Consider the following 20,731-nt stretch of genomic DNA (forward strand, 5'->3'; position numbering starts at 1 on the left):
AGTTGAGGGTCAAGAGAGATTTCCAAAAAAGCTTCGGCCTCTTTTTGCCTATCCCTTCCGTACCCTGTCGGGAAGGCCCGCTTCGGGGATGTGCAGGGTGCCCGCTTTCTCGCGGCGGCGCAGGTCCCACAGCATGAGTGCCGCCACGGCCAGCAGGGGCAAGCCGCCCACGATACCCGTGCACAAGGGCCCCACGAAGGGGCTGCCGCCGGTGAGCGAGAAGAGCACGGCGAGGTTGACCGACCCGTTTAGCGCGCCGTGGCCGATGGCCGCCGCGAAGGTGGAGCCGGTGCGGATGGTCACATAGCTGAGGAACACGGCCAAAACCACGCACCAGGCGCACATTGCCAGGATGCCGCCCCAAGGCTCGGTGGGATAGCCCGTGCCGTAGTTATGGCCCAACGCCACGACGGGCGCATGCCACAGGCCCCAAATCACACCGGTAATCAGCAGGGTGGGCACGATGGGCAGGCGTGTGGCCATCTTCGGCAGCAAGTAGCCGCGCCAGCCCCATTCCTCGCCGAACGTGGTGACGATATTGAGAACTGGCGCGATGGCGCAGGCTCCCAGCAGGGGCAGCACCAGCAGGAGGGGGTTGGCGTCGGCCATATCGAAGGCGGACAGGGAGGCACTGTCGGCGCCGGCCTGCACGGCGGCCGCGCGCTGGGCCTCCATGAATACCGAGGCCGCCGGGTCGAAGTCGCCCGGGAACAGGAGGAAGTACACGGCGGCGCCGGCGATCACGAGCAGCGTGGGCCCGAACCAGGCCACGGCGAACCAGGGCAGCGACTGACGTGCCGGCTTGGGCTTCATCACGCAGTTCGCAAAGCCCTCGCCGGTGACGAGGCGCGTGATGACCACGCCGAGGGCGGGGAAGAACATGGTGACGGCTACAACCACCGTATAGGTCAACTCGGGGGAGACGAAGGCGCTGGTGTCGGGCGCCTCTCCCAGGGCAATGGGGTACACCACGAGGAAATCGTAGAGGTATGTGATGGCGAAGGTGACGGCGAGGAAGATGAGAGCGCGTTTCATGGGGTACCTCCTGGAGCAATTTTGTTCTATTGAAGCTATAACAATTTCTGTTATAATACGAATAGAACAGAAAGTCAAGAGAAAGGGGAGCGCCATGATGCTCGCCGTGGACGGGGCCCTGGAAGAGCCTCTGTACCTGCAGATTCGCAACCAGATCGTGGCCGGTATCGCCACCGGTGAGCTGGAGCCCGGCCAGGCGCTGCCGTCGGTGCGCTCGCTGGCAAGCGACTTGGGCATCAACCTGCACACGGTGAACAAGGCCTACGCCGTCCTGCGCGACGAGGGCTACGTGCGCATGCGGGGCCGCGCGGGCGCCGTCGTTGCCGACCCCGCCGCGGCCGATCGCGCCGATGCGGACGAGCGTGCCCAGGTGAAGATGGAAGACGAGTTGTTCAAGCTCGCCCTGGCCCACCGCGCCCGCGGGGGCGCGCGCGGCGCCTTCCTGGAGGCGGCGGCCGCCCAAGCCGCCCGCGCCTACGGCGTGATGGGCGCCTCCGTCGAAAGCGCCACGCCCGGCGCCTCCGCGGCGGACCGCCTCGCAACAGGGGCGTGCGGAATGCCTCTGCAGGGAGCGAGCGTGTAATCGGGCGCAAAATTGCGGAAATGGTGCAAGCCCCGGCTCTGAAGGCCTCTCAAAAGCGGGAACCCCTCGAGTCGTGGCGCATGGTTTCGTTTTTGGTGCAGTTTGGCTCGATTCGACGTTTAGGGGCGACTCGAGATGCACCAAAACCGAAAAAATGCGCCATCTGAGGGCATTCCGTCCGCCACTCGATCCGTGACGCCTCGTTGTATCTGCACCGGGTGCTACTGAGCGAAAGGAAAACCATGATATCCATCGAACCGACCATGATGCTTTTGCTGGGGGTGATCGTGATCGCCCTTCCCCTGACCGGCGCCCTGTTCGCGTTCACGCCCTACCTGATGCCCAAGCGCGAGTGCTTCGCCGTCACCGTGCCCGATGCCGCCCAGGCCGACCCGTATCTGCGTCGCCTCAAGCGCGCCTTTACCGCGAAGGTGCTCGGGCTCACGGCGGCGCTCACCCTGCTCTCCGCGCTCTCGCTGGCCTTCGCCTCGCCCCAGGCTTTCCTCGCGGTGCTCTGCCCGGCGCTTCTCGTGCTCATGGTGGCAGGCTACGCCCTCATGCTGCGTTCCCGTGCGAAGGTGCGCACCTACAAGCGCGAGCGCGGTTGGAAGGCGGCCGGGGAGCAGATGACCGCGCTCGTGGCGGACGAGTCGTTTCCCAAGCCCCTCTCGCTGTGGTGGTGCCTGCTGTACGTGCCCGTCATTCTGCTCACGCTCGCCATCGGCCTTGCCGGCTACGGCGCTATGCCCGAGCGCATCCCCATGCAGGTGAGCCTCGACGGTGCTGTGACCCGCTGGGCTGACAAGTCCCCGGGTGTCGTGGCGTTTCCGGTCATCTTCGCCATGTTCATGGCCGCCTGCTTCACCTTGGGGCAGTGGTCTATCCTGCGCTCGAAGAAGGGGAGCGATCCGACATGTCCGGCGGCCAGCACCTGGGCCTACGGCATGTTCGCCCACGCCCAGAGCATCCTCATCTTGGGAATGGGGCTGCTTGCGAGCCTGATCGGCCCGCTCATGCAGCTCGCGTTCGTCGGCGTGCTCACCTTGGCCCAGACGCTCGTGCCGCTTGTCGCCATCGTCGCGATCATCCTCGTGACAACGCTCGCGGTGAGTGTCGTGTACGGTCAGAACGGCAGCCGTCTCATCGCGCGCATGGAGGCGAGCGATGTCATGGCCCGCGACGACGACCGTTTCTGGAAGCTCGGCATCCTCTACGTGAACCGCGGCGACGCGAGTCTCTTTTTGCCCGAGCGCTTCGGCATCGGCTGGACGATCAACTGGGGCCGCCCGGCCGCATGGGCGCTCACGGCCGGCTTTGTGCTCGTGACCGCGGCCTTCGTAGCGGCCACGCTGCTGCTCACGTAGGCATGCGTCGTTTCACGGCGTTCGAGCGCGCTCCTCGGGTGCTCAAGCGCCGTTCTTGCGGCAGTCGGCGCGGGGGCGCTCGCAGGTCTCGCAGCGGTGCAGGGGGTGTTCCGCTAGCTCGGCTTCCCAGTCGAAGTCGGGCGGCGGCCCAAGCGGCCCGTCGGCCGCGCCGTCGCCGCCGGCCGTCGCGCCTTCGGGATGGCCGTCCCACTGGTGGGCGTCCATGAGCACTCGGCCCTCCTCGTCGAAGGCCACCCCTTCCGCGGCTAGCATCTTGCGCTGCTCGTCAGGGCCGCCGAAGGCGAAGCCCGTGGCCATGCGGCCGTCCTTGAACACCACGCGGTGGCAGGGGATGCATCCCGGATCGGTGCCCGGCTCCGGGTTGCCGTGCAGGGCATAGCCCACGTAGCGGGCCGCCCGCGGCGCCCCGATCATACGCCCCACCTGGCCGTAGGTGGCCACCTTCCCCGCGGGGATGCGTCGCACCACCGCAAATACCCGATTGGCGAAATCTCCCATGACCGACCTTCCGTGGACGCCCGTTGAAGTTTTGCTGTCAGCATAGCGCATTTTCTGGTTCCCGAGGGCGCGCGGTGGTATCGTGCGCTGAGAAAACCACGCGGTGCTCGGCGCCACTTTCCCCGAAAGGTTCGTTATGTTCAAAGTCCGTTCCAAGTACCTGCTGCTCATCGCGGCCGCGGTGTGGCTCATCGCCGGAAGCCAGGTGGCCCGCATGGGCATCGAGGCCATAGCCGCGGGCCAGGGCAATTTGTGGCTGCTGCTTCTCGGCATTCCCGCCACGTTCCTCGTCTTCCATATGATGTTCTCGAAGCTGGTGGGCAAGCATGCCGCCCGCATCCGCAGCTACGGGGAGGAGAAGATGCATGTGCTGAAGTTCTTCGACGTGAAGGGCTATATCATCATGGCCGTTATGATGGGCGGCGGTGTGGCCCTGCGCAGTTTCCACCTGGTGCCCGGCTGGTTCATCGCGTTCTTCTACACGGGGCTCGGCATAGCGTTGGCCCTGGCGGGCGTAGGCTTTCTCGTGCACTACGCGCACCGGAGCGGGTGCATCACCTGTCCGGTGACGGGCAAGGTGCGCGAGGGCTAGGGCGAGAGGGGTCGCGATGGGGGAGCGCGCACAAGAACGAGAGCGCATCGAGCACGGCATTGCGCCGGTGTTCGACGGTCGGTCGGAGGTGCTGGTACTGGGCACGATGCCCTCGCCGGCGTCTCGGGAGGCGGCGTTTTTCTACGGTCATCCGCAGAATCGGTTCTGGCGCGTGTTGGCGGCGCTGTTCGACGAGCCGGCGCCTGTCACCAACGGCGAGCGCACCGACTTGCTGCTGCGCCACCATATCGCGCTGTGGGACGTGCTGGCTTCCTGCGACATCCGTGGTGCCTCGGACGCTTCCATCGCCAATGCACGGCCCAACGATCTGGGGCGCATCCTGAGCGCGGCGCCCATTCGTCGCGTGTTCTGCACCGGAGCTACCTCGGCGCGCCTATATGGGAAGCTGTGCGAGCCCGCTACGGGGCTGGCCGCCGTGAAACTGCCGTCCACAAGTCCCGCCAATGCCGCCTGGTCGCTGCCCCGGTTGGTGGAGGCCTACCGCCCTCTGGCTGCCGAGCTGTCCCCCTTCGAGCCGCCCGTGCTGGACGTGCCCGCGGTGGTGGATCTGGAAGCGGCCATCGCGGCGGCGGGCACGGGCTTGGACGAGCTGATGGAGCGCGCTGGTCGCTTTCTCGCCTACGAGGTGCGCAAAGTGCTGGAGGGGCAGGCGGCTGACGGTGCCGAAACGGTCGCGGTGCGGCCCGCGGACGACTTGCAGACGAGTCCTAGACGGTCCCCAGCCGGCGTCCCGACGGTCATCTTCTGCGGCAACGGCAACAACGGCGGCGATGGATGGGTGGCGGCCCGCTACCTGGATGCGTGGGGCTTTCCCGTCTGCCTGATAACTGCCACAGACGCCTCCGATCTCGTCGCCGAGCCTGCCCGCACGGCGGCCCTGCGGGCCCAAGCGAGCCTGGGCCCGGCAAGCCGCGTGCTGCTGTCCCCGTCGGATGCGGAGGTGGCGGCCGCGTTGCGCGGCGCGCCGGTCGCAGTTGATGCGCTGCTCGGCACGGGCTTCGCGCACCGCACCGTGCGTGCGCCCTTCGATCGTTGGATCGCTGCCATCAACGAGGCGCGCCGCCAGGGTGTTTTCGTGCTGGCCGCCGATGTCCCCAGCGGCCTGTCCGCCCAAACGGGGGAGTCGGCCGCTACCACGGTGCAGGCCGATGCGACCCTCACTATGATTGTCCCCAAGCCGGGCTTGTTTGCGCCTGCGGGCGCAGCTGTCTGCGGGTTCGTCCGCACGGCGCCGCTGGCCTACATCGAGCCCTTTCTCAAGGGAGCGCGGACCCATCTATAGCCAGCCTTTGGCAACCCATCGGTAAACGCTCGCGGCGGCTTGTTGATGATTGCCAGGCTTAGGATTATCATTGACAGGTCTGTTTTGACCATCGACAAAAGGAGCGGGAATGAAACTGAAGGCGAAGATTCTTGCGGTAGCCGTGTGCGCTATGGCGCTCTGCGTGGCCCTCGTCGGCTGCGCGGGTGGCGGCAAAAACGGCGACGCTGCCGCGAATTTCCAGGGCGACTGGATGCTCTCCGGCGGCCAGCAGGACGGCCAGGAGCTGGATGCTGAGTCCATCAAGGCCATGGAGGACATGGGCCTGTACGTGTACATCCAGCTGAACGAGGGCGGCCAGGCCGTTATCAGCCTGTTCGGCACCAACACCGACGGCACCTGGGAGGCCAAGGACGCCACCACCGTGGCCCTCACGTTCGAGGGCGATACCGCTGATGCCAAGCTGGAGGGCGACGAGCTGGTTCTGTCCGTGGACGGCAGTTCGCTGAAGTTCAAGAAGGGCACCATCCCCGCCGAGGCCGCCGCTGGTACCGGCGCGACCGACGATGCCGGTCAGGCCGCCGAGTAGCCCCACGCCTTACCGCTGATCCCAGCACCCAAGGCGCCCCACCGGGGCGCCTTTTCTTGTGGTCTCACGATCCCGCGGCGGCACAGTCAGGGAAGGGCGGGGCGCGGAGGGTGCGGGGAAGGCGGAGCTATGCTCCTGCAGCAAGCTTTCGGATCTTTTTGGCGCTGAAAGTGGCACGGGATTTCGAAAAGTAAACGCGCCCCGCCTACTTTTCGAAATCCCGTGCCACTTCCCTGAAGTGCAGCCGGCATTTTCCCTGGTGGGGCACTGCCCGAGCGGGGGATGCCGACGATTTTGCGGAGGGCGCTACCTACTTTTCGCAATCCAGTGCCACTTTCAGCGATATTTATTTCAATTCAGCCAATCTGACGGGCGATGCGGTCAACGCGGCCAATGTCGCATTCCTCGCCAACACCCGAATGCTGAGTCGTATGCCCTCGCCGAGTCTGCCTAGGCGTGGTTTTCGGTGTGCTCCAAAAGCTCGATGAGCTCTTGGCGGGAATGGACGTCGGTTTTGGCGTAGATGCGATCGGTGTGGGTTTTCACCGTGCTGTAGGCCACACCCAGGGTGTCGGCGATCGATTGCAGGCTGCGACCTTTGGCCAATAGCTCGAGCACCTCCGTTTCGCGCGCCGATAGCCCGCAGCGCTCGGAAAGGGCGCTGCACCGCTGATGCAGCATGGTCGAGAACACTTCGGCGAGGTCCATCTGGGCTGCTTCGGCAATAGTGACCTTTTTCTCGCGAGGAGGAATCGCCTCGTCGGCGGGGCTGCTCGAGGGAACTTGCAGAGGCAGGGCCACGCCGCCTTTGGGTCCGATCACGTTTTCCACCACGATGAACAAGTACACGATGAGGAGCGAGATGGCTACGAGCAGCATCGACGAGCTGGAACCGAGCCAGATGCCGATGAACGTGCCCATCAGAAGGCCGAGGTTCATGCCCGATTTGCCGATGCCGAACACGAGAGCGCTCGGGGCGGGTAAGTTGGCAGCGATGTCGGCCAGCGATGCCCATACGTACATCTCGAACAGAATATAGCCCGACATGATGCAGATGCCGGCGACTGCTTCTTGGCCCGGCGCCAAGAAGGGAAGCAGCAGCAGCCCCGCGGCCATGAGGGGTACGACTAGCTTGTAGGCTAGGTCGATCTTCTGGCTTCCCATCAGCAGAATACTGGCGACGGCCACTGCGATCATGATCACGGCCACTCCCGCGAACACGGCCTCTCCGATGCCTCCGGCTGAGGCGAAGGGGAGAGCGGCGGGATAGCCGCGCATGAATCCCGCAGGAATGCAGTACACCGCGGCGCAGGCGGCGAAGCGCAACGGCAGGGTCCCGCGCCAAGAATGGCGATGGTCGGATTGCCCCGTGGTGTTCGGAGGGTTGACGGTGCCGTTCGGGTTGCCGCTGGCTGCTGCCGACGCGGTGGCGCGGGCGGCCCGAAGACTGCTACGGGGGTTGTCGGCGGTCGCTTCGGCATCGCTTTCCCGCTGCGTCCGTGCGGCGCGCAATCGATTGGATTGTCGCAGCAGGACGACCGAGGCGAGGGGCAGGGCTGTGGTAACGGCGACGGCCAATAAGGTGGGCAGCATGCCGATGACGAGGTAGTACAGGACGCCTACCGCCATGGACCAGGGAATGGTGTACTTTTTGGCGATGGTGGGGGAAATGCTGCGATAGGCCTCGGCCCACAGCAGCAGAATGCCCGCAGTGCCGATGCCCGATGCGATGGAGCCCACGTATACGAAGGGGGTGCCGAGTGCCTGCCCGAAGGACAGGCCGATAGTGCCCGCCGCCGTGAGAAGGGCCAGCGCCGCAACGAGGCCGTTCCGTGCACTCAGGGGAGCGAGGCGCAGCGAGAGGAATCCGAGGCCCACCATGGCGCAACCGTTGGCGAAGGCGTTCACGAGCCACGCCTCAAGGCTGAGCGCTTCGCCGCCGGCGCCCCACAGCACGGTCGAGAAGAAGGCGATGTGGACCCAGCCCCAGCATGCGCCGAAACCGAGGCAGTGGAGAAAGAGCCAGTCGACGGTATGCTCGGTTGCCAGATGCCTGGGGGTAGCCGTGGTTGCGGTCTCGAAGCGCGCCGCTGCGCCACCTCGGGTACTTTCTTGTATTTTCGCAGGTAAATCTGCCATATGATCACTTCCGTCCCCCGCAATAGAGGACAGTGTCCCCTATGGTCCCTCCGTAAAATCCACCGTCATTGCGGATAGCATCCAGGCTGCTTGCCGCCTAAAGTGGGTCGTGCGATATCGAGGTTAGCGGACGGTGCATCCGAGCGCAAGAACCCAAATATCGATGAACATCGACATGAGATATGGAGGGAAATCATGAGTATTTCGAACGAGCAGGGGCTGTCCCGCCGCCGCTTTCTGCAGGGGGCGGGTCTGGCCGCCGCTTCGGTAGCTGCTGCGGGTATGATGGCCGGTTGCGCGGCGACTGGCGGCGGCGAAACGCTGGGTGATACGGGCGCGGCGCCGCGTACCTACGACCCGGCTGAGACTATGGATGTGGATATCGTCGTGGTGGGCTCGGGCGCCTCGGGCGTGGCGGCCACAGTGCAGGCGGCCGAGCTGGGCGCGACCACGCTGTTGCTGGAGAAATCCGACGTGACGGGCGGCAACGGACGGCTTACCGAGGGCATGTTCGCCATCAACTCCCAGATGCAGAAGGATCTGGGCGTGGGCGACGAGGTGACCTTCCGCGACATCATCGCCGCGGAGCAGGAGTTCTTCAACTACCGCATCAACAACCTGCTGTGGAAGGACATGGTGGACGCTTCTGGCGACAACATCGACTGGATGGTCTCCCATGGCGTGCAGTTCTCCGGCGTGGTGGACGACTACCATGGCTTGGGAAAGTTCGACTGCTTCCATTGGTTCGACGACAATGGATCGGGCAGCTGTTACATCGATCCCATGCTGGCCTCAGCGGAAAAGCTGGGTGCGACGGTGATGACACGTACGCCGGCGGTAGATCTCATCGTGGAGGATGGTGCGGTGCGCGGTCTGTATGCCGAGCGCGAGGACGGCAGCATCTTGCAGGTGAATGCCAAGGCGGTCATTCTGACCTCGGGCGGTTACGCCAACAATGAGGATACTATGGCCGAGCGCGGCTACGATCTGACCTGGTCCCACAACAACGGCGTGGAAGGCCACGATGGCGACGGTCTGCGTATGGCCACGGCGGCTGGCGCCCATGACGTGTCGCGGGAGCGCTGCTTCTTGCGCGAGCCCTTCTCGTTCGGCATTGATTTTTTCGCACCCATGAGCCAGACGATTCACCGCGGCGGTCCGGTGCTGTGGGTAAACCAGGACGCCGAGCGCTATGTGAGCGAAGACTGCGGCGCCTTCGTCCCCCAGTGCAACGGTAACGCGGTTCACTCCCAAGCGGCGTCGTATATGGTGCTGAGTCAAGATGTGATCGACGAATTTGTGAAGCGCTCGGGTTACGAATCGTTGCAGGCCGACATGGACGAGGCCGTTGCCCAGTGCCCGGGCGACAACGTGTACAAGGCCGACACGGTGGAAGAACTCGCTCGTCTGCAGGGGCTTGACGGTGCGGCTCTGGCGGCCACGGTGGCGCGCTACAACGAATTGTGTGCTCAGGCGTCCGACGACGACTTCAACAAGTCGGCCGCGAACATGGTAGCCCTGGCCACGGCGCCTTTCTACATCTTCCGTCAAGATCTGGCGTTCTGGACGTCCATCGGCGGCGTCGACACCAATCGCAAGATGGAGGTGGTCACGCCGCGTGGCGAGGTGATCAGCGGTTTGTATGCAGCGGGCACCGACGGCTGCAATCTGTATCGCGAGACCTACACGATGAGCGTGCCAGCGTCCTGCAATGCCAACAACTGCAATTCTGGCCGCACGGCGGCGAAGAGCGCCTTTGAGACTTGTGTAAAGGCGTAGACCCTCGCTGAACCGCATCCCCCCCCTGGCGGGCCGTCTTCGGGCGGCTCGCTTTGGTTGGGGTGCGCCACGGGTTTCGGAGGGTGATTGTGCAATTGTTCTAATATGCACAGGCGCATGAAACTTGGGCTTACGCGGGGAAGATTTTCGATTTTATGATCGATTGGGTCAGAAAGTGATACACTGTTTAGTGCATCATAGGGAGAAATCTCCGGCTGGCCTATCGATGGGGGCGTACCATGGACGAAATGGTGAAGGTGTGGGCGACGACGTTCGACCGGAGTCCGCTACCCTTTGGCGTCGTCGAGGTGCTGCTCGATGACAAGGGCCGCCCCTATGATTGCGTGTACCGCTACCTCAACAACGCTGCCGCTGCTATCACGGGACACTCAGTGGAAGACCTGATGGGCGTGAAGATGTACGAGCTGTGGGGCGGCGATCCCACGTGGCTCGATCACTACTACGAGGCGGCTTATGAGGGACAGCCCTCGGTATTCGAGAACCTGTCCGACATGCTGCAGAAGTTCTTCCGCGCCGAGGTGTTTCCCATTGCCGAGGGCCTGTGCGGCTTTTCTCTCCACGATGTGACCAGCTGGATCATGCCGGCCCAGCGATCGCTCGATAAGGCCGCTGCGGGCCTGTTCTTCTACGACATGCGCTATCGCCAAATGCTGCTGACCCCTTCGGCGCGCGAGCAGAGCGGCGTGGACACCGACTATATCGGCCTGTCTGAGTTCATCGATCGCACCTTCGGCGACTCTGCCGGTGATGGGGTGCGTCGCCAGATGGAGCGCTTCTTGAACCGCGAGGGCAGCCTGTACCAGGAAGGCCAGCTGGCCGATGGGCGCTGGCTGCGCATGAGCTTGGACCACAGCGACCATTCCGATCGCTTCGCCTACGGCTTTTTGGAGGACTTCACCCGTACCAAGCAGGCCGAACAGCGCAGTGAGCAGTACATTGAGGTCATTGACAGCCTGGGCGCCGAGAACTTCGCCTTGTATCTGGTGGACTTGGAGACCAACGAGCTGGAAATCTATCGGCGCGGCGATGGGGTTGCCGAAGAGTTCGCCCTCGCCAGCCAGCAAGAGGGCGACTACGCGGCGGTCATGGACAACTACATCGATTCGTTCGTGGTGGCCGAAGATCGTCCGCGGGTGCGCTCCGAGATCGGCTCGGACGTTCTGCGGCGTCGCTTCGAAGACGGCGAGACCGATTTCTCCGTGGGCTATCGACGCCTGTTCGGTGATGACGAGCAATACGTGGAGCTGCGGGTGATTCATCTGCCGAGTCCCAGTTCCAAGGTGATCTTGGCTGCGCGCAACATGACCGGTGAGATGCGCGAGCAGTTGAGCCAGAAGCTGGTGCTGGAAAACGCGCTCGAGCTGGCCGAGCACGCTAGCCAGGCGAAATCTACCTTCCTCACAAACATGTCCCACGATTTCCGTACGCCCATGAACTCCATTTCGGGATTTGCGTCCATCGCGCTCGATCACCTGAACGACACCGATCGCGTGCGCGACTGCCTGCGGAAGATCATGCTGTCGAGCGATCATCTGCTCAGTCTGGTGAACGACATCCTGGATGTGAGTCGCATCGAGAGCGGTAAGATGTCGTTTAACGAGGACGTTGTCGACCTGCACGACGTGGCCGCCGATGTCGAGGTCATGTTCGGCGACAAGGCGGCCCAGTGCGGCATCGATCTTGCCGTTGACGTGGGGAAGCTGATGCACAGTTCGGTGGTGACCGACCCTTTGCGCTTGAATCAGATTCTCGTGAACACCGTGGGCAATGCGGTGAAGTTCACGCCCCAGGGCGGCCTGGTCACGGTGTCGCTGGCCGAATGCGCCGGCGCCCCGCGCGGGTTCGGGTCCTACACCATTACCGTGAGCGACACCGGCTGCGGCATGACGCCCGACTTCCTCGATCGCTTGTTCATGCCGTTTGAGCGCGACGGGCTCGGCTACGCCAACAAGACCGAGGGCACGGGTCTGGGTATGACCATCACGAAGAGCTTGGTGGATCTGATGGGCGGCGAGATCGTGGTGGACAGCGTGGTTGGCCGGGGAACGCGGTTCACTATCACGCTGCCTCTGCGGCTGGCCGACGAGGACGAGGTGGCCGGGGCGCGCGACGGCGCCGAGACGATCGAGGAATGCCGGCGCGACTTCACCGGTTGCCGCGTGCTGGTGGCCGATGACGACGATCTGTCCCGCGAGATCCTCATGGAAATTCTGAAGGACTACGGGTTTTCCGTGGAAGAGGCGCGCGATGGCGACGCGGCGGTGCGCAAGGTGTCGTCGGTGGAGCCGTTCTACTACGATGCCGTGCTCATGGACATGCGCATGCCCCGCATGGACGGCGACGAGGCGACCCGCGAGATCCGCGCCCTGGATCGGGCCGATGCGGCCACACTGCCCATCATCGCCGAGACGGCCGATGCCTTCGAGGAAGGCCAGCGCCGCGCCCGCGAGGCCGGCATGACCGCCCTTACCACCAAGCCGTTGAACATCCACGCTCTGATCGCCTTGCTGGCCGAGTTCATTCCCGAGAAGTAGGGACCCCCGCAGCAAAAAGGCCCGGGATGGCTCCCGGGCCCTGATTTCTCGCGGAGAGAAACTTAGGCGACGGGCGGGGTGCCCTCCCAGTTGCCGGCGATGGCGTCGATCATGACGCGGGCGCCGAAGGGCAGCTCGCCTGTGCCGACGACCTTGCGGGCCGGCTTGTGGTCGCCGAAGAAGGCGGCATAGGCCTCGTTCATGGCGTCCAGATCGGCCATGTCGGCCAAAAACACGTTCACCTTCACGATGTCTTCCACCACGTGGTCCACCGACTCGATGATGGTCTTCACGTGGGCGAGGCACTGGGCGGTCTGCTCGGCCGCGCCGCCGGCGATCAGCTTGCCGTCAGCGCCGAAGGGCAGCTGGGCGGAGATGTTGTTGTAGTGGGAGAAGGCCACGGTCTGGGTGGAGAAGGGGCACTTCGGGGCGGCATCGGTGTTGTTCGCCTCGATGATGAGACCGTGACGGTCCTCGATGGCCTGGGGCGGGGTGCCGTCGCCATGGGACACCACGGCCTCCACGGCCACGTCGCAGTGGAAGGGCAGGTCCCTCACGGGCACCACGGTGCGGGCCGGCAGGTAGTTCACAGCGCGGGCGATGCCGGAATCGGGGAAGAAGGTCTTGTACATCTCGTCCACGGCCTCCATGTCGGCCAGGTCCTTCACGAAGATGGTCACCTTCACGACGTCGTCCAGGGGCACGTCCACCGACTCCAGGATGGCCTTCACGTTCTTCAGACACTGGGCGGTCTGGGCGGCCGCATCGCCCAGGATCGGACGGCCCGACTTCGGGCACAGCGGCAGCTGCATGGTGATGTTGTTGTAGTGGGAGAACGCCACGGTCTGGGTGGAGAGGGCGTCGTAGGGAGCGGCATGGGTGTTGTTGGTGAGCTTCACCAAATCGCCGGCCTGGGGCACGGACTGAGTGCCCTCGCCGTTATCCACAAGGGCCTCGATGAACACGAGCGCGTCCTGGGGCAGGGCGTCCACGGCCACCACGGTGCGGGCGGGCTGGTAGGTGGGGAAGAAGGAGGCCTGCACTTTCTCCACGGCATTCAGATCCATGATGTCGGCCAGGTAGATGGACACGCGGATGATGTCGTTCATGTCGTGGCCGATGCTCTCCACGATGGCCTGCAGGTTCTTGAAGCACTGCTCGGCCTGCTCAGCGGCGCCGCCGGCCACGATGGCACCCGTCGCCGGGTCGATGGGCAGCTGGGCCGAGAGGTTGTTGTAGTGGGAGAACGCCACCGTCTGGGAATACAGGTCGCTTACGGGCGCCTTGTCGGTGTTGCGGGCCACTACCACGTTCGGATCGCTCATGGATACCCCTTTCAAAGGTAGAGTTACAGCGATTTATGCAGTCGCATTAAACTTTAGCCCAGGGGTCATTGTCAACAGATTTACCTAAGAAACATAAGCTGAACGCGGTATATTGACGTTGAGTGAACAGATTAATTTTCTGAATAAGCTGATCAGAAGAATAATCATTGTGCATTTGATCAAAAATATTTTCGAAATGGGGAAGGGGTGCGAAGAGGGACGCCGGCTGTGGGGAAACGGGGGAAGTGCGCCGCCGGCCGCGCGGGACGGCTCGCGGCACGGTAGGATGATCGATTGTGTTTGACGGCGGAAAAGGCGGGACCATGTTGAAGTTGCATATCTTGGCGAGCGGAAGCCGCGGCAACGCGGCCATCGTGGAGAACGGCGCCACGGGAGCCGGCGTGCTCATCGACTGCGGCATCTGCAAGCGCGATTTCTTCGGCCGCGCCGCCGAGGCCGGCTTCGATTTGGCGGGGCTTGAGGCTGTGGTGGTCACCCACGACCACGGCGACCACGTGAAGGGCATGGGCGTGGTGCTGCGCGGCCTGGCCAAGGCGGGCGTGCGCCCGGCGGTGTACGCGAGCGAGGCGGTGTTCGCGGCCTCGGCACCGCTGCGCGATGCCGTGGCCAGTGTGGGCGCGCGCTTCTGCGCCTTCGAGGCCGGGGAAGAGCTCGTGCTGGCGGACCTGGCCGTGCGCTCCTTTGCCACGTCCCACGATGCCGCCGCCTCTTGCGGTTTCCGCTTCGACGAGCTGGCATCGCAGCCGGTCGGGGCCGACGGGGCGCCCCCGTCCCCCACGGTCGCCGCACCTCTCGACTCTCTCGGCTATATGACCGACACCGGCTTTGTGACCGACGAGGCCGCCGCCGTGCTGGCCGGTGTGCGCCTGCTGGCCCTGGAGAGCAACCACGACGGCCGCATGCTGGAGACGGGTCCCTATCCCTATGTGGTGAAGCAGCGCATTGCCTCGACGCGCGGTCATCTGTCGAACGCCCAGGCCGCCGACTACCTGCGCGGAGCGGCCCATGGCGATCTGCGCCACGTGGTGGCCATGCACATCTCCCAGGAGAACAACACCTACCGGCTGCCCCGCGAGACTCTGGTCGCGGCCCTCGCCGACGCAGCGCGCACGGTTCCCGTGTCGGTGGCCTACCAGGATCGCCTCGTCACAATCGCGTGACGCTTTCGGGGCATCGCCCGCCTTTACGGGCGGCGGTGCCCTATGCTTGCCCAACAGGCAAAGATACCGGTCGGCAGCGGCCGTGAGCGAAAGGGGTTTCTATGGACGAACCGGTAAGGCGCCCGCGCCCGCTGAAGATCGTCGGTATCGTCGCCGCCGTGCTGGCGGCCCTGGTGCTGGCGGTGGTCGTGGGGCTGAACATCTACGTGCGCGCGGCCTTCGCGCCGTTCTACGCCGAGGCCGAGCCCGTCTTCGACATTCCCGGGGTGAACGCCGGCTTCGTCTGCCAGGACCTGGATTACCTGGCCGCCGATGACAGCTGGCTGTTCAGCGGGTACATGGCCGACGGCAGCCCGTCGCCTTTGTACAAGCGCGCCGCTGACGGCACCGTGGCGCGCCTGACGGTGGCCAATCCCGACGGCACGGCCTACACCGGCCACGGCTCGGCCATCACGAGCACCGATCGCTACGCCTATCTGGCCTGCGATGGCGGCTATCTCGTGCTGGACGGGGAGGAGCTGGCGGCGGCCGGCGACGGTCAGGAGGTGGATGCCATCGCCCGCGTTGACCTGGACTTCTCGCCGGCCTTCATGAACATCGAGGGCGATACGCTGCTCACGGGCAACTTCTACTACCCCGGCGATTACGAGACGCCGGCCTCCCATCGCATCACCACGCCCGACGGCACCGAGAACCCCGCGGTCATCTACGCCTACGACCTGGATCCCAACGCGCCCTTCGGCGTGGCGCCCGGGCCCGCGTGCGTCTATTCCATTCCCGGCATGATCCAGGGCGTCTGCCTGACCGACAGCGGGCGCATCGTGCTGTCCCAGTCCTACGGCATCGCCACCTCGCACCTGCTGGCCTACGATCAGGCGCGCCTGACCCAGGACGGCACGTTTATGGCCGATGGGGCCGAGGTGCCGCTGTACTGTCTGGACAGCCGCAGCCTGGCCGCCGACATGGAGGCGCCGCCCATGGCCGAGGGCATCGAGTCCTTCGAGGGCCGCGTGTACGTGTCCGACGAGTCGGCCAGCAACAAGTACATCTTCGGGAAGTTGTACGGTGCCGGTGTGGTGTATGCGTTGGATATGAACGGCTAGGCTGCACCGCGGGGCGGTGGTGTATACTCGGTAGTCGCATTTTTCCGAGAGCGCGGCGGCGCGGCCGTCGCGGATGCAAAGGAGCCCCCGTGATTAAAGAGATCGTGACCGACGAGGAAATCCTGTCGAAGCCCTGCGATGTGGCCACGGCCGACGATGCCGCCATCGCCGAAGATTTGGTGGAGACCCTGCTGGCCGACGACGAGGCCGTGTGCCTGGCCGCCAACCAGATCGGCGAGACCAAGCGCATCGCGGCCTACCTGAACGAGGCCGGCAAGCCCGTGGTGCTGTTCAATCCCCAGATCACCCAGAAGCTGCACCCCTTCACCGCCGTCGAAGCTTGCCTCTCGCGCGAGGAAGCCTCGGCCGTGGTGCGCTACGAATGGATTCGCGTGAGCTATGACGCGCTCGTGGACGGCAAGCTGGTGCCCCGCAAGAAGAAGATGGAGGGCAACGCCGCCCAGGCCGTGCAGCACATGATCGATCACTGCGAGGGCATCCTTGTCTAGGGAGATGCAGCAGGCCGCCGATCGAGAGGGCGGGCGAGGGGCGCCTGCGCACGAGGGCGGCCTGAAGGTCGCCCCTGCGGAGGGATGTGCGCAGGGGGAAGCCCGTGTCTCTTCGGACGCCGTCGCGGGGGACGGCTTCAGCCGTTCCGCGCCCAGCGGCGACGAGCTTGCGACCGACGCCGTCTTCGCTGCCGAGCAGGCGCACCTGACCGAGGTGCACGGCAAGCTGCAGAAGATCGCCCGTGATGCCGTGGCCGCCATGGAGGCCGTGGCCGCCCAGGCTGCCGAGGACAAGAAGAATATGGCCGACGAGCTGGCCGTGAACTTCGCCACCTGGGACGATGTCCTGGAGACCCATGCCGACATCGTGGCCATGAACAACATCATCGAGGCCCACGATATGGCGAACTCCGTGCAGGCCGAGCGCCTGCGCGCCGCCGAGGTGCTGCTGCGCGAGCCCTACTTCGCGAAGATCGAGCTCCAGTTCAAGCAGGGCCAGCCGGCCAAGGAACTCTACATCGGCTCGGCCGGCATCTCCGACGAGAACTACCGCCGGCTCGTGGTGGACTGGCGCAGCCCCGTGGCCGAGGTGTACTACAACCAGGCGATGGGCCCCACCTCCTACGTGGCCGACGGGCGCACCATCTCGGTGGACCTGAAGGTGCGCCGTCAGTTCGACATCCAGGGCGACCGGCTGCTCAGCTATTTCGATTCCGACGTGGCCATCGAGGACAAGCTGCTTTTGGCCTCGCTCGCCCGCGGCCGTTCCGCGCACATGCAGGCCATCACGGCCACCATTCAGAAGGAGCAGAACCGGGTGGTGCGCCACGAGGATGTGCCCGTGCTGCAGGTGGCCGGCGTGGCGGGCTCGGGGAAAACCTCGGTGCTCATGCAGCGCATCGCGTATCTGTTCTACCAGCATCGCGGTGCCCTTGACCCCACGCAGGTGTTCCTCATCTCGCCGAACCCGGTGTTCGGCCGCTACATCGACCGGGTGCTGCCCGATCTGGGCGAGCGCAATCCCGAGATCCTCACCTGGGCGCAGTTTCTGGCGCCGCTTCTGCCGGCGGGCCGCGGCGTGGGCGAGGGAGAGGTGTCCTACGAGCGTTTGCGGGCCATCGATGCGACCGTGGCCGGTTTCGAGTTCGACCGCGGCGATTTCCGCGACATCGTGAGCGCCGGCGTGCGCATCCTGGGCGGTGACGCCATCGAGAAGGTGTCGGCGAAGTTCGGGCATCTGCCCGCGGGGCCGCACCGCGTGACGCTCATGGGCGAGGAGCTGGACGGCCGCCTGGGGGCGCGCCTGAAGTCGCTGGCGGCGCTGGAATCCACCCACGACGAGGTGGCCGATCTGCCGCTGGAAGAGCAGCTGCGCCTGTTCGGCGAGACCTTCGACCCCCAGACCGACGAGGAGGCGCGCACGCTGGCGCTGACCTACCTGAAGGAGAAGCACGCCGATGCCATCGAGGCCGTGCGCGCCATGGGCTGGCTCGATGTGGATCGGGTGGGGCGGCGCCTTTTGGGCAGCGACGGGCTCACGTCGGTGGAGTGGGTGTATCTGAAGATGGTGCTGACGGGCATGGGCAACCCCGATGCGAAGTACGTGATGATCGATGAGGTGCAGGATTATTCCGAGGGGCAGCTGGCTGTGATGGCCCGCTACTTCCGTCGGGCGCACTTCCTGCTGCTGGGCGATCCGAATCAGGCCATCGCCGAGGGCACCGCTTCGTGGGATGAGATTCGCGCCGTGTTCGAGGCCGAGCGCGGGCAGGTGAGCGAGTGCCGTCTCATGACGAGCTATCGCTCCACACCGGCCATCACCGACCTGTTCGCGTCGCTTTTGCCCGCGGGCGAGGCCATGGAGGTGTCCTCGGTGCAGCGCGAGGCCCCCGCGCCCGTCGTTGCGGTATGCAGCGACGAGGAAGAGTGGCGGGCGGCCTTGGCCCGCGTCGTGGACGAGGCCGCCCGGGCCGGTGGCCTGACGGCTGTGGTCGCGCCCTGGAAGAGCGAGGCTCGCCGTCTCGCGAAGCTGCTGGCGGATACGGTCCCGGCCGCTGTGCTCCTCGGCGAGGGCGACAGCCTGCCGGCCGAGGGCGTGGTGATCGTGCCATTGAAACTGGCCAAGGGCCTTGAGTTCGACCGCGTGATCATCCCCGATGCCAGCGCGCGGACTTTCCCCGCCAACGATCTGGCGCGCCGTCGTCTGTACACCACCATCAGCCGCGCCACCCGCCACCTGACGATGCTGAGCGCGGGCCCCTTGACCGAGCTGCTGGGGTAGTCCATGACGAAGAAGAAGACGCTGACGCGGCGCACCCTGCATTACTATTGGCTGGCCACCCGCAACCACCAGGGGCTGTTCTGGGGGCTGATCGCGTCCACCATCGGGTTCTGCGGGTTTCTCTCCTACGGCAACCCCTACGTGATGAGCCTCATCGTGGACCGCATCGGCGCGGGCCCCGTGGCCGCCGACGAGGTGTTCGCGGTGTTCGGGCCCTATATCGTGGCCCTTATCGCCATCAACCTGGCCGGCCAGGCGTGCAGCAAGCTGCAGGACTACACCATGTGGAAGCTGCAGATCGCCGTGAACTACGACTTGGCCACCATGGCCTTCGACTGTCTGTGCAACCAGTCGCTGTCGTTCCATTCCAACCGATTCGGCGGCACGCTGGTGGCCCAGACCTCGAAGTTCATGAGCGCCTACACCCTGCTGCTGAACACCATCACCTTCCCGTTTCTGCCCATCGTCTGCTCGGTGGTGTTCACCTGCTCCCTGCTGTTTCCCGTGGTGCCGCTGTACACGGTGGTGCTCATGGGACTGCTCGCGGTGTACGCGGCCGTGTCCTACATCATGTACAAGCGCATCCTGCATCTGAACGAGCAGGCCGCCGGCGCTCAGAACCAGCTGTCCGGCGAGCTGTCCGACGCGGTGACGAACATCCTGGCGGTGAAGACCTTCGGTCGCGAGGACTACGAGCGGCACTTGTTCGACGCGGCCAATCGGGAAGTGGTGGCGCGCGACTCGAAGCGCATGGCCTCGTCGCTGCTGCGCGGCGTGATCACGGCGGGGCTCACGGTGGTCATCATGTCCGTGGTGACGGTGTTCATCTCGGGCGGCAACGCCTGGTTCGGCATTACGGCGGGCACGGTCATCATCATGTTCACCTACACGAACACGGTGACGAACCAGTTCAACTTCATCAACACCGGGCTGCAGCGCATCAACCAGGCCCTGGGAGATGCGAGCGGCATGACGGCGGTGCTCGACGAGCCGCGGCTCGTGGCCGATGCGCCCGACGCCCGACCGCTTTCGGTGGAGCTGGGCGACATCGACTTTCGGGGCATCAACTTCTGGTACACCGACGGCGGCACGAGAACCCAGGTGTTCCGCGACTTCAACCTGAGTATTCCCGCGGGTCAGCGCGTTGGCTTGGTGGGCATGAGCGGATCGGGGAAGACCACGCTCACGAAGCTTCTGCTGCGGTTGGCCGACATTCAGGAGGGCGAGATCTTGGTGGACGGCCAGAACGTGGCCGACATCACCCAGACGAGCCTGCGCCGCCAGATCGCCTACGTGCCCCAGGAGGCGCTGCTGTTCCACCGCACCATCGCCGAGAACATCGCCTACGGACGGCCCGACGCCTCTCGCGAGGAGATTCGCGCGGCGGCGCGGGCCGCGAACGCTCTGGAGTTCATCGAGCGGCTGCCCCAGGGCTTCGACACCGTGACCGGCGAGCGCGGCATCAAGCTGTCGGGCGGCCAGCGCCAGCGCATCGCCATCGCCCGAGCCATGCTGGCCGATTGCCCCATCCTGGTGCTCGACGAGGCCACGAGCGCCTTGGATTCCGAGAGCGAGGCCGCGGTGCAGGAGGCCCTCGCGCGGCTCATGGAGGGGCGCACCGCCATCGTGGTGGCCCATCGGCTTTCCACGGTGGCGAGCCTCGATCGCATCGTGGTGCTCTCGGAGGGATGCATCGTGGAAGACGGCCCCCATGCCGATCTGGTGGCCAAGGGCGGCGACTACGCCCGCCTCTGGAACCGCCAAACCGGCGCCTACGGGGAGGAGTAGAAGGAACGGCGCCCGCCACCTCTGCCGCTGTGTTCCGATAGTTTCCGGAGCTTCGAACTTCACTCCTTTGCGGGTGTGGCTCGGAGATGTCGATTTCCTTTCCGTGC

16 protein-coding genes are annotated in these 20,731 nt (G+C 65.1%); 12 read left to right on the top strand and 4 right to left on the bottom strand.

Features of this window, described 5'->3' with window-relative positions; translation table 11 throughout:
* Nucleotides 1-48: 48 nt before the first annotated feature.
* Nucleotides 49-1,035, bottom strand: a complete 987-nt coding sequence (locus G503_RS0105565; protein ID WP_028026799.1) for a CPBP family intramembrane glutamic endopeptidase — start codon at nt 1,033-1,035, stop codon at nt 49-51.
* Nucleotides 1,036-1,129: 94 nt separating this feature from the next.
* Here G503_RS0105565 and G503_RS13930 point away from each other — a divergent pair, with 94 nt between their 5' ends.
* Nucleotides 1,130-1,618, top strand: a complete 489-nt coding sequence (locus G503_RS13930; protein WP_051190966.1) for a GntR family transcriptional regulator — start codon at nt 1,130-1,132, stop codon at nt 1,616-1,618.
* Nucleotides 1,619-1,860: 242 nt separating this feature from the next.
* Nucleotides 1,861-2,982, top strand: a complete 1,122-nt coding sequence (locus G503_RS0105575; RefSeq protein WP_028026800.1) for a DUF1648 domain-containing protein — start codon at nt 1,861-1,863, stop codon at nt 2,980-2,982.
* Nucleotides 2,983-3,024: 42 nt separating this feature from the next.
* Here G503_RS0105575 and G503_RS13935 read toward each other — a convergent pair whose 3' ends face one another.
* Nucleotides 3,025-3,501 (bottom strand): MGMT family protein, encoded by a 477-nt coding sequence (locus G503_RS13935; protein ID WP_084636310.1) that lies wholly within the window; start codon nt 3,499-3,501, stop codon nt 3,025-3,027.
* Between the two features lie 136 nt (nt 3,502-3,637).
* Here G503_RS13935 and G503_RS13940 point away from each other — a divergent pair, with 136 nt between their 5' ends.
* The 3 genes from G503_RS13940 to G503_RS0105595 all read left to right on the top strand — a co-directional run bounded on the left by G503_RS13940 (nt 3,638) and on the right by G503_RS0105595 (nt 5,964).
* Nucleotides 3,638-4,093 (top strand): hypothetical protein, encoded by a 456-nt coding sequence (locus tag G503_RS13940; RefSeq protein WP_035021982.1) that lies wholly within the window; start codon nt 3,638-3,640, stop codon nt 4,091-4,093.
* Nucleotides 4,094-4,109: 16 nt separating this feature from the next.
* Entirely contained in the window at nt 4,110-5,396 is a 1,287-nt protein-coding gene (locus G503_RS15985; RefSeq protein WP_084636311.1) for a DNA-deoxyinosine glycosylase, read from the top strand.
* Nucleotides 5,397-5,505: 109 nt separating this feature from the next.
* Nucleotides 5,506-5,964, top strand: a complete 459-nt coding sequence (locus tag G503_RS0105595) for a hypothetical protein (RefSeq protein WP_028026801.1) — start codon at nt 5,506-5,508, stop codon at nt 5,962-5,964.
* A gap of 450 nt (nt 5,965-6,414) precedes the next feature.
* Here G503_RS0105595 and G503_RS0105600 read toward each other — a convergent pair whose 3' ends face one another.
* Nucleotides 6,415-8,103: a helix-turn-helix transcriptional regulator gene (locus G503_RS0105600; RefSeq protein WP_028026802.1), complete on the bottom strand. Its 1,689-nt coding sequence runs from the start codon at nt 8,101-8,103 to the stop codon at nt 6,415-6,417.
* A 195-nt stretch (nt 8,104-8,298) separates the two neighbouring features.
* Here G503_RS0105600 and G503_RS0105605 point away from each other — a divergent pair, with 195 nt between their 5' ends.
* Together G503_RS0105605 and G503_RS15580 are read left to right on the top strand one after the other, a co-directional pair.
* Nucleotides 8,299-9,882: an FAD-dependent oxidoreductase gene (locus tag G503_RS0105605; protein ID WP_035021913.1), complete on the top strand. Its 1,584-nt coding sequence runs from the start codon at nt 8,299-8,301 to the stop codon at nt 9,880-9,882.
* Nucleotides 9,883-10,121: 239 nt separating this feature from the next.
* The gene (locus G503_RS15580) at nt 10,122-12,437 is read left to right on the top strand and encodes an ATP-binding response regulator (protein WP_051190967.1); all 2,316 of its coding nucleotides are present in this window, start codon (nt 10,122-10,124) and stop codon (nt 12,435-12,437) included.
* Nucleotides 12,438-12,499: 62 nt separating this feature from the next.
* Here the strand turns inward: G503_RS15580 and G503_RS0105615 are convergent, their stop codons facing one another.
* Entirely contained in the window at nt 12,500-13,762 is a 1,263-nt protein-coding gene (locus G503_RS0105615) for a RidA family protein (RefSeq protein WP_028026804.1), read from the bottom strand.
* A gap of 323 nt (nt 13,763-14,085) precedes the next feature.
* Here G503_RS0105615 and G503_RS13955 point away from each other — a divergent pair, with 323 nt between their 5' ends.
* From G503_RS13955 to G503_RS0105640, 5 genes are all read left to right on the top strand, one after another.
* The gene (locus G503_RS13955; protein WP_035021915.1) at nt 14,086-14,943 is read left to right on the top strand and encodes an MBL fold metallo-hydrolase; all 858 of its coding nucleotides are present in this window, start codon (nt 14,086-14,088) and stop codon (nt 14,941-14,943) included.
* A gap of 101 nt (nt 14,944-15,044) precedes the next feature.
* A complete protein-coding gene (locus G503_RS0105625; RefSeq protein WP_028026805.1) occupies nt 15,045-16,046 on the top strand; it encodes a hypothetical protein in 1,002 nt (333 codons plus the stop codon).
* A gap of 89 nt (nt 16,047-16,135) precedes the next feature.
* Nucleotides 16,136-16,555: a peptide deformylase gene (locus tag G503_RS0105630; RefSeq protein WP_028026806.1), complete on the top strand. Its 420-nt coding sequence runs from the start codon at nt 16,136-16,138 to the stop codon at nt 16,553-16,555.
* Entirely contained in the window at nt 16,548-18,836 is a 2,289-nt protein-coding gene (locus G503_RS13960) for a HelD family protein (protein ID WP_235715502.1), read from the top strand. The genes G503_RS0105630 and G503_RS13960 overlap by 8 nt, the downstream gene beginning before the upstream one ends.
* A 3-nt stretch (nt 18,837-18,839) precedes the next feature.
* Nucleotides 18,840-20,624, top strand: coding sequence for an ABC transporter ATP-binding protein (locus G503_RS0105640; protein WP_028026807.1), 1,785 nt, complete (start codon nt 18,840-18,842; stop codon nt 20,622-20,624).
* Nucleotides 20,625-20,731: the final 107 nt, after the last annotated feature.

Source organism: Adlercreutzia mucosicola DSM 19490 (assembly GCF_000422625.1).
GTDB lineage: Bacteria > Actinomycetota > Coriobacteriia > Coriobacteriales > Eggerthellaceae > Adlercreutzia > Adlercreutzia mucosicola.

Excerpts from the sequence above, each read along its gene's own strand:
- G503_RS0105565 (WP_028026799.1), bottom strand. The coding sequence starts at position 1,035 with ATGAAACGCGCTCTCATCTTCCTCGCCGTCACCTTCGCCATCACATAC.
- G503_RS13930 (WP_051190966.1), top strand. The coding sequence starts at position 1,130 with ATGATGCTCGCCGTGGACGGGGCCCTGGAAGAGCCTCTGTACCTGCAG.
- G503_RS0105575 (WP_028026800.1), top strand. The coding sequence starts at position 1,861 with ATGATATCCATCGAACCGACCATGATGCTTTTGCTGGGGGTGATCGTG.
- G503_RS13935 (WP_084636310.1), bottom strand. The coding sequence starts at position 3,501 with ATGGGAGATTTCGCCAATCGGGTATTTGCGGTGGTGCGACGCATCCCC.
- G503_RS13940 (WP_035021982.1), top strand. The coding sequence starts at position 3,638 with ATGTTCAAAGTCCGTTCCAAGTACCTGCTGCTCATCGCGGCCGCGGTG.
- G503_RS15985 (WP_084636311.1), top strand. The coding sequence starts at position 4,110 with ATGGGGGAGCGCGCACAAGAACGAGAGCGCATCGAGCACGGCATTGCG.
- G503_RS0105595 (WP_028026801.1), top strand. The coding sequence starts at position 5,506 with ATGAAACTGAAGGCGAAGATTCTTGCGGTAGCCGTGTGCGCTATGGCG.
- G503_RS0105600 (WP_028026802.1), bottom strand. The coding sequence starts at position 8,103 with ATGGCAGATTTACCTGCGAAAATACAAGAAAGTACCCGAGGTGGCGCA.
- G503_RS0105605 (WP_035021913.1), top strand. The coding sequence starts at position 8,299 with ATGAGTATTTCGAACGAGCAGGGGCTGTCCCGCCGCCGCTTTCTGCAG.
- G503_RS15580 (WP_051190967.1), top strand. The coding sequence starts at position 10,122 with ATGGACGAAATGGTGAAGGTGTGGGCGACGACGTTCGACCGGAGTCCG.
- G503_RS0105615 (WP_028026804.1), bottom strand. The coding sequence starts at position 13,762 with ATGAGCGATCCGAACGTGGTAGTGGCCCGCAACACCGACAAGGCGCCC.
- G503_RS13955 (WP_035021915.1), top strand. The coding sequence starts at position 14,086 with ATGTTGAAGTTGCATATCTTGGCGAGCGGAAGCCGCGGCAACGCGGCC.
- G503_RS0105625 (WP_028026805.1), top strand. The coding sequence starts at position 15,045 with ATGGACGAACCGGTAAGGCGCCCGCGCCCGCTGAAGATCGTCGGTATC.
- G503_RS0105640 (WP_028026807.1), top strand. The coding sequence starts at position 18,840 with ATGACGAAGAAGAAGACGCTGACGCGGCGCACCCTGCATTACTATTGG.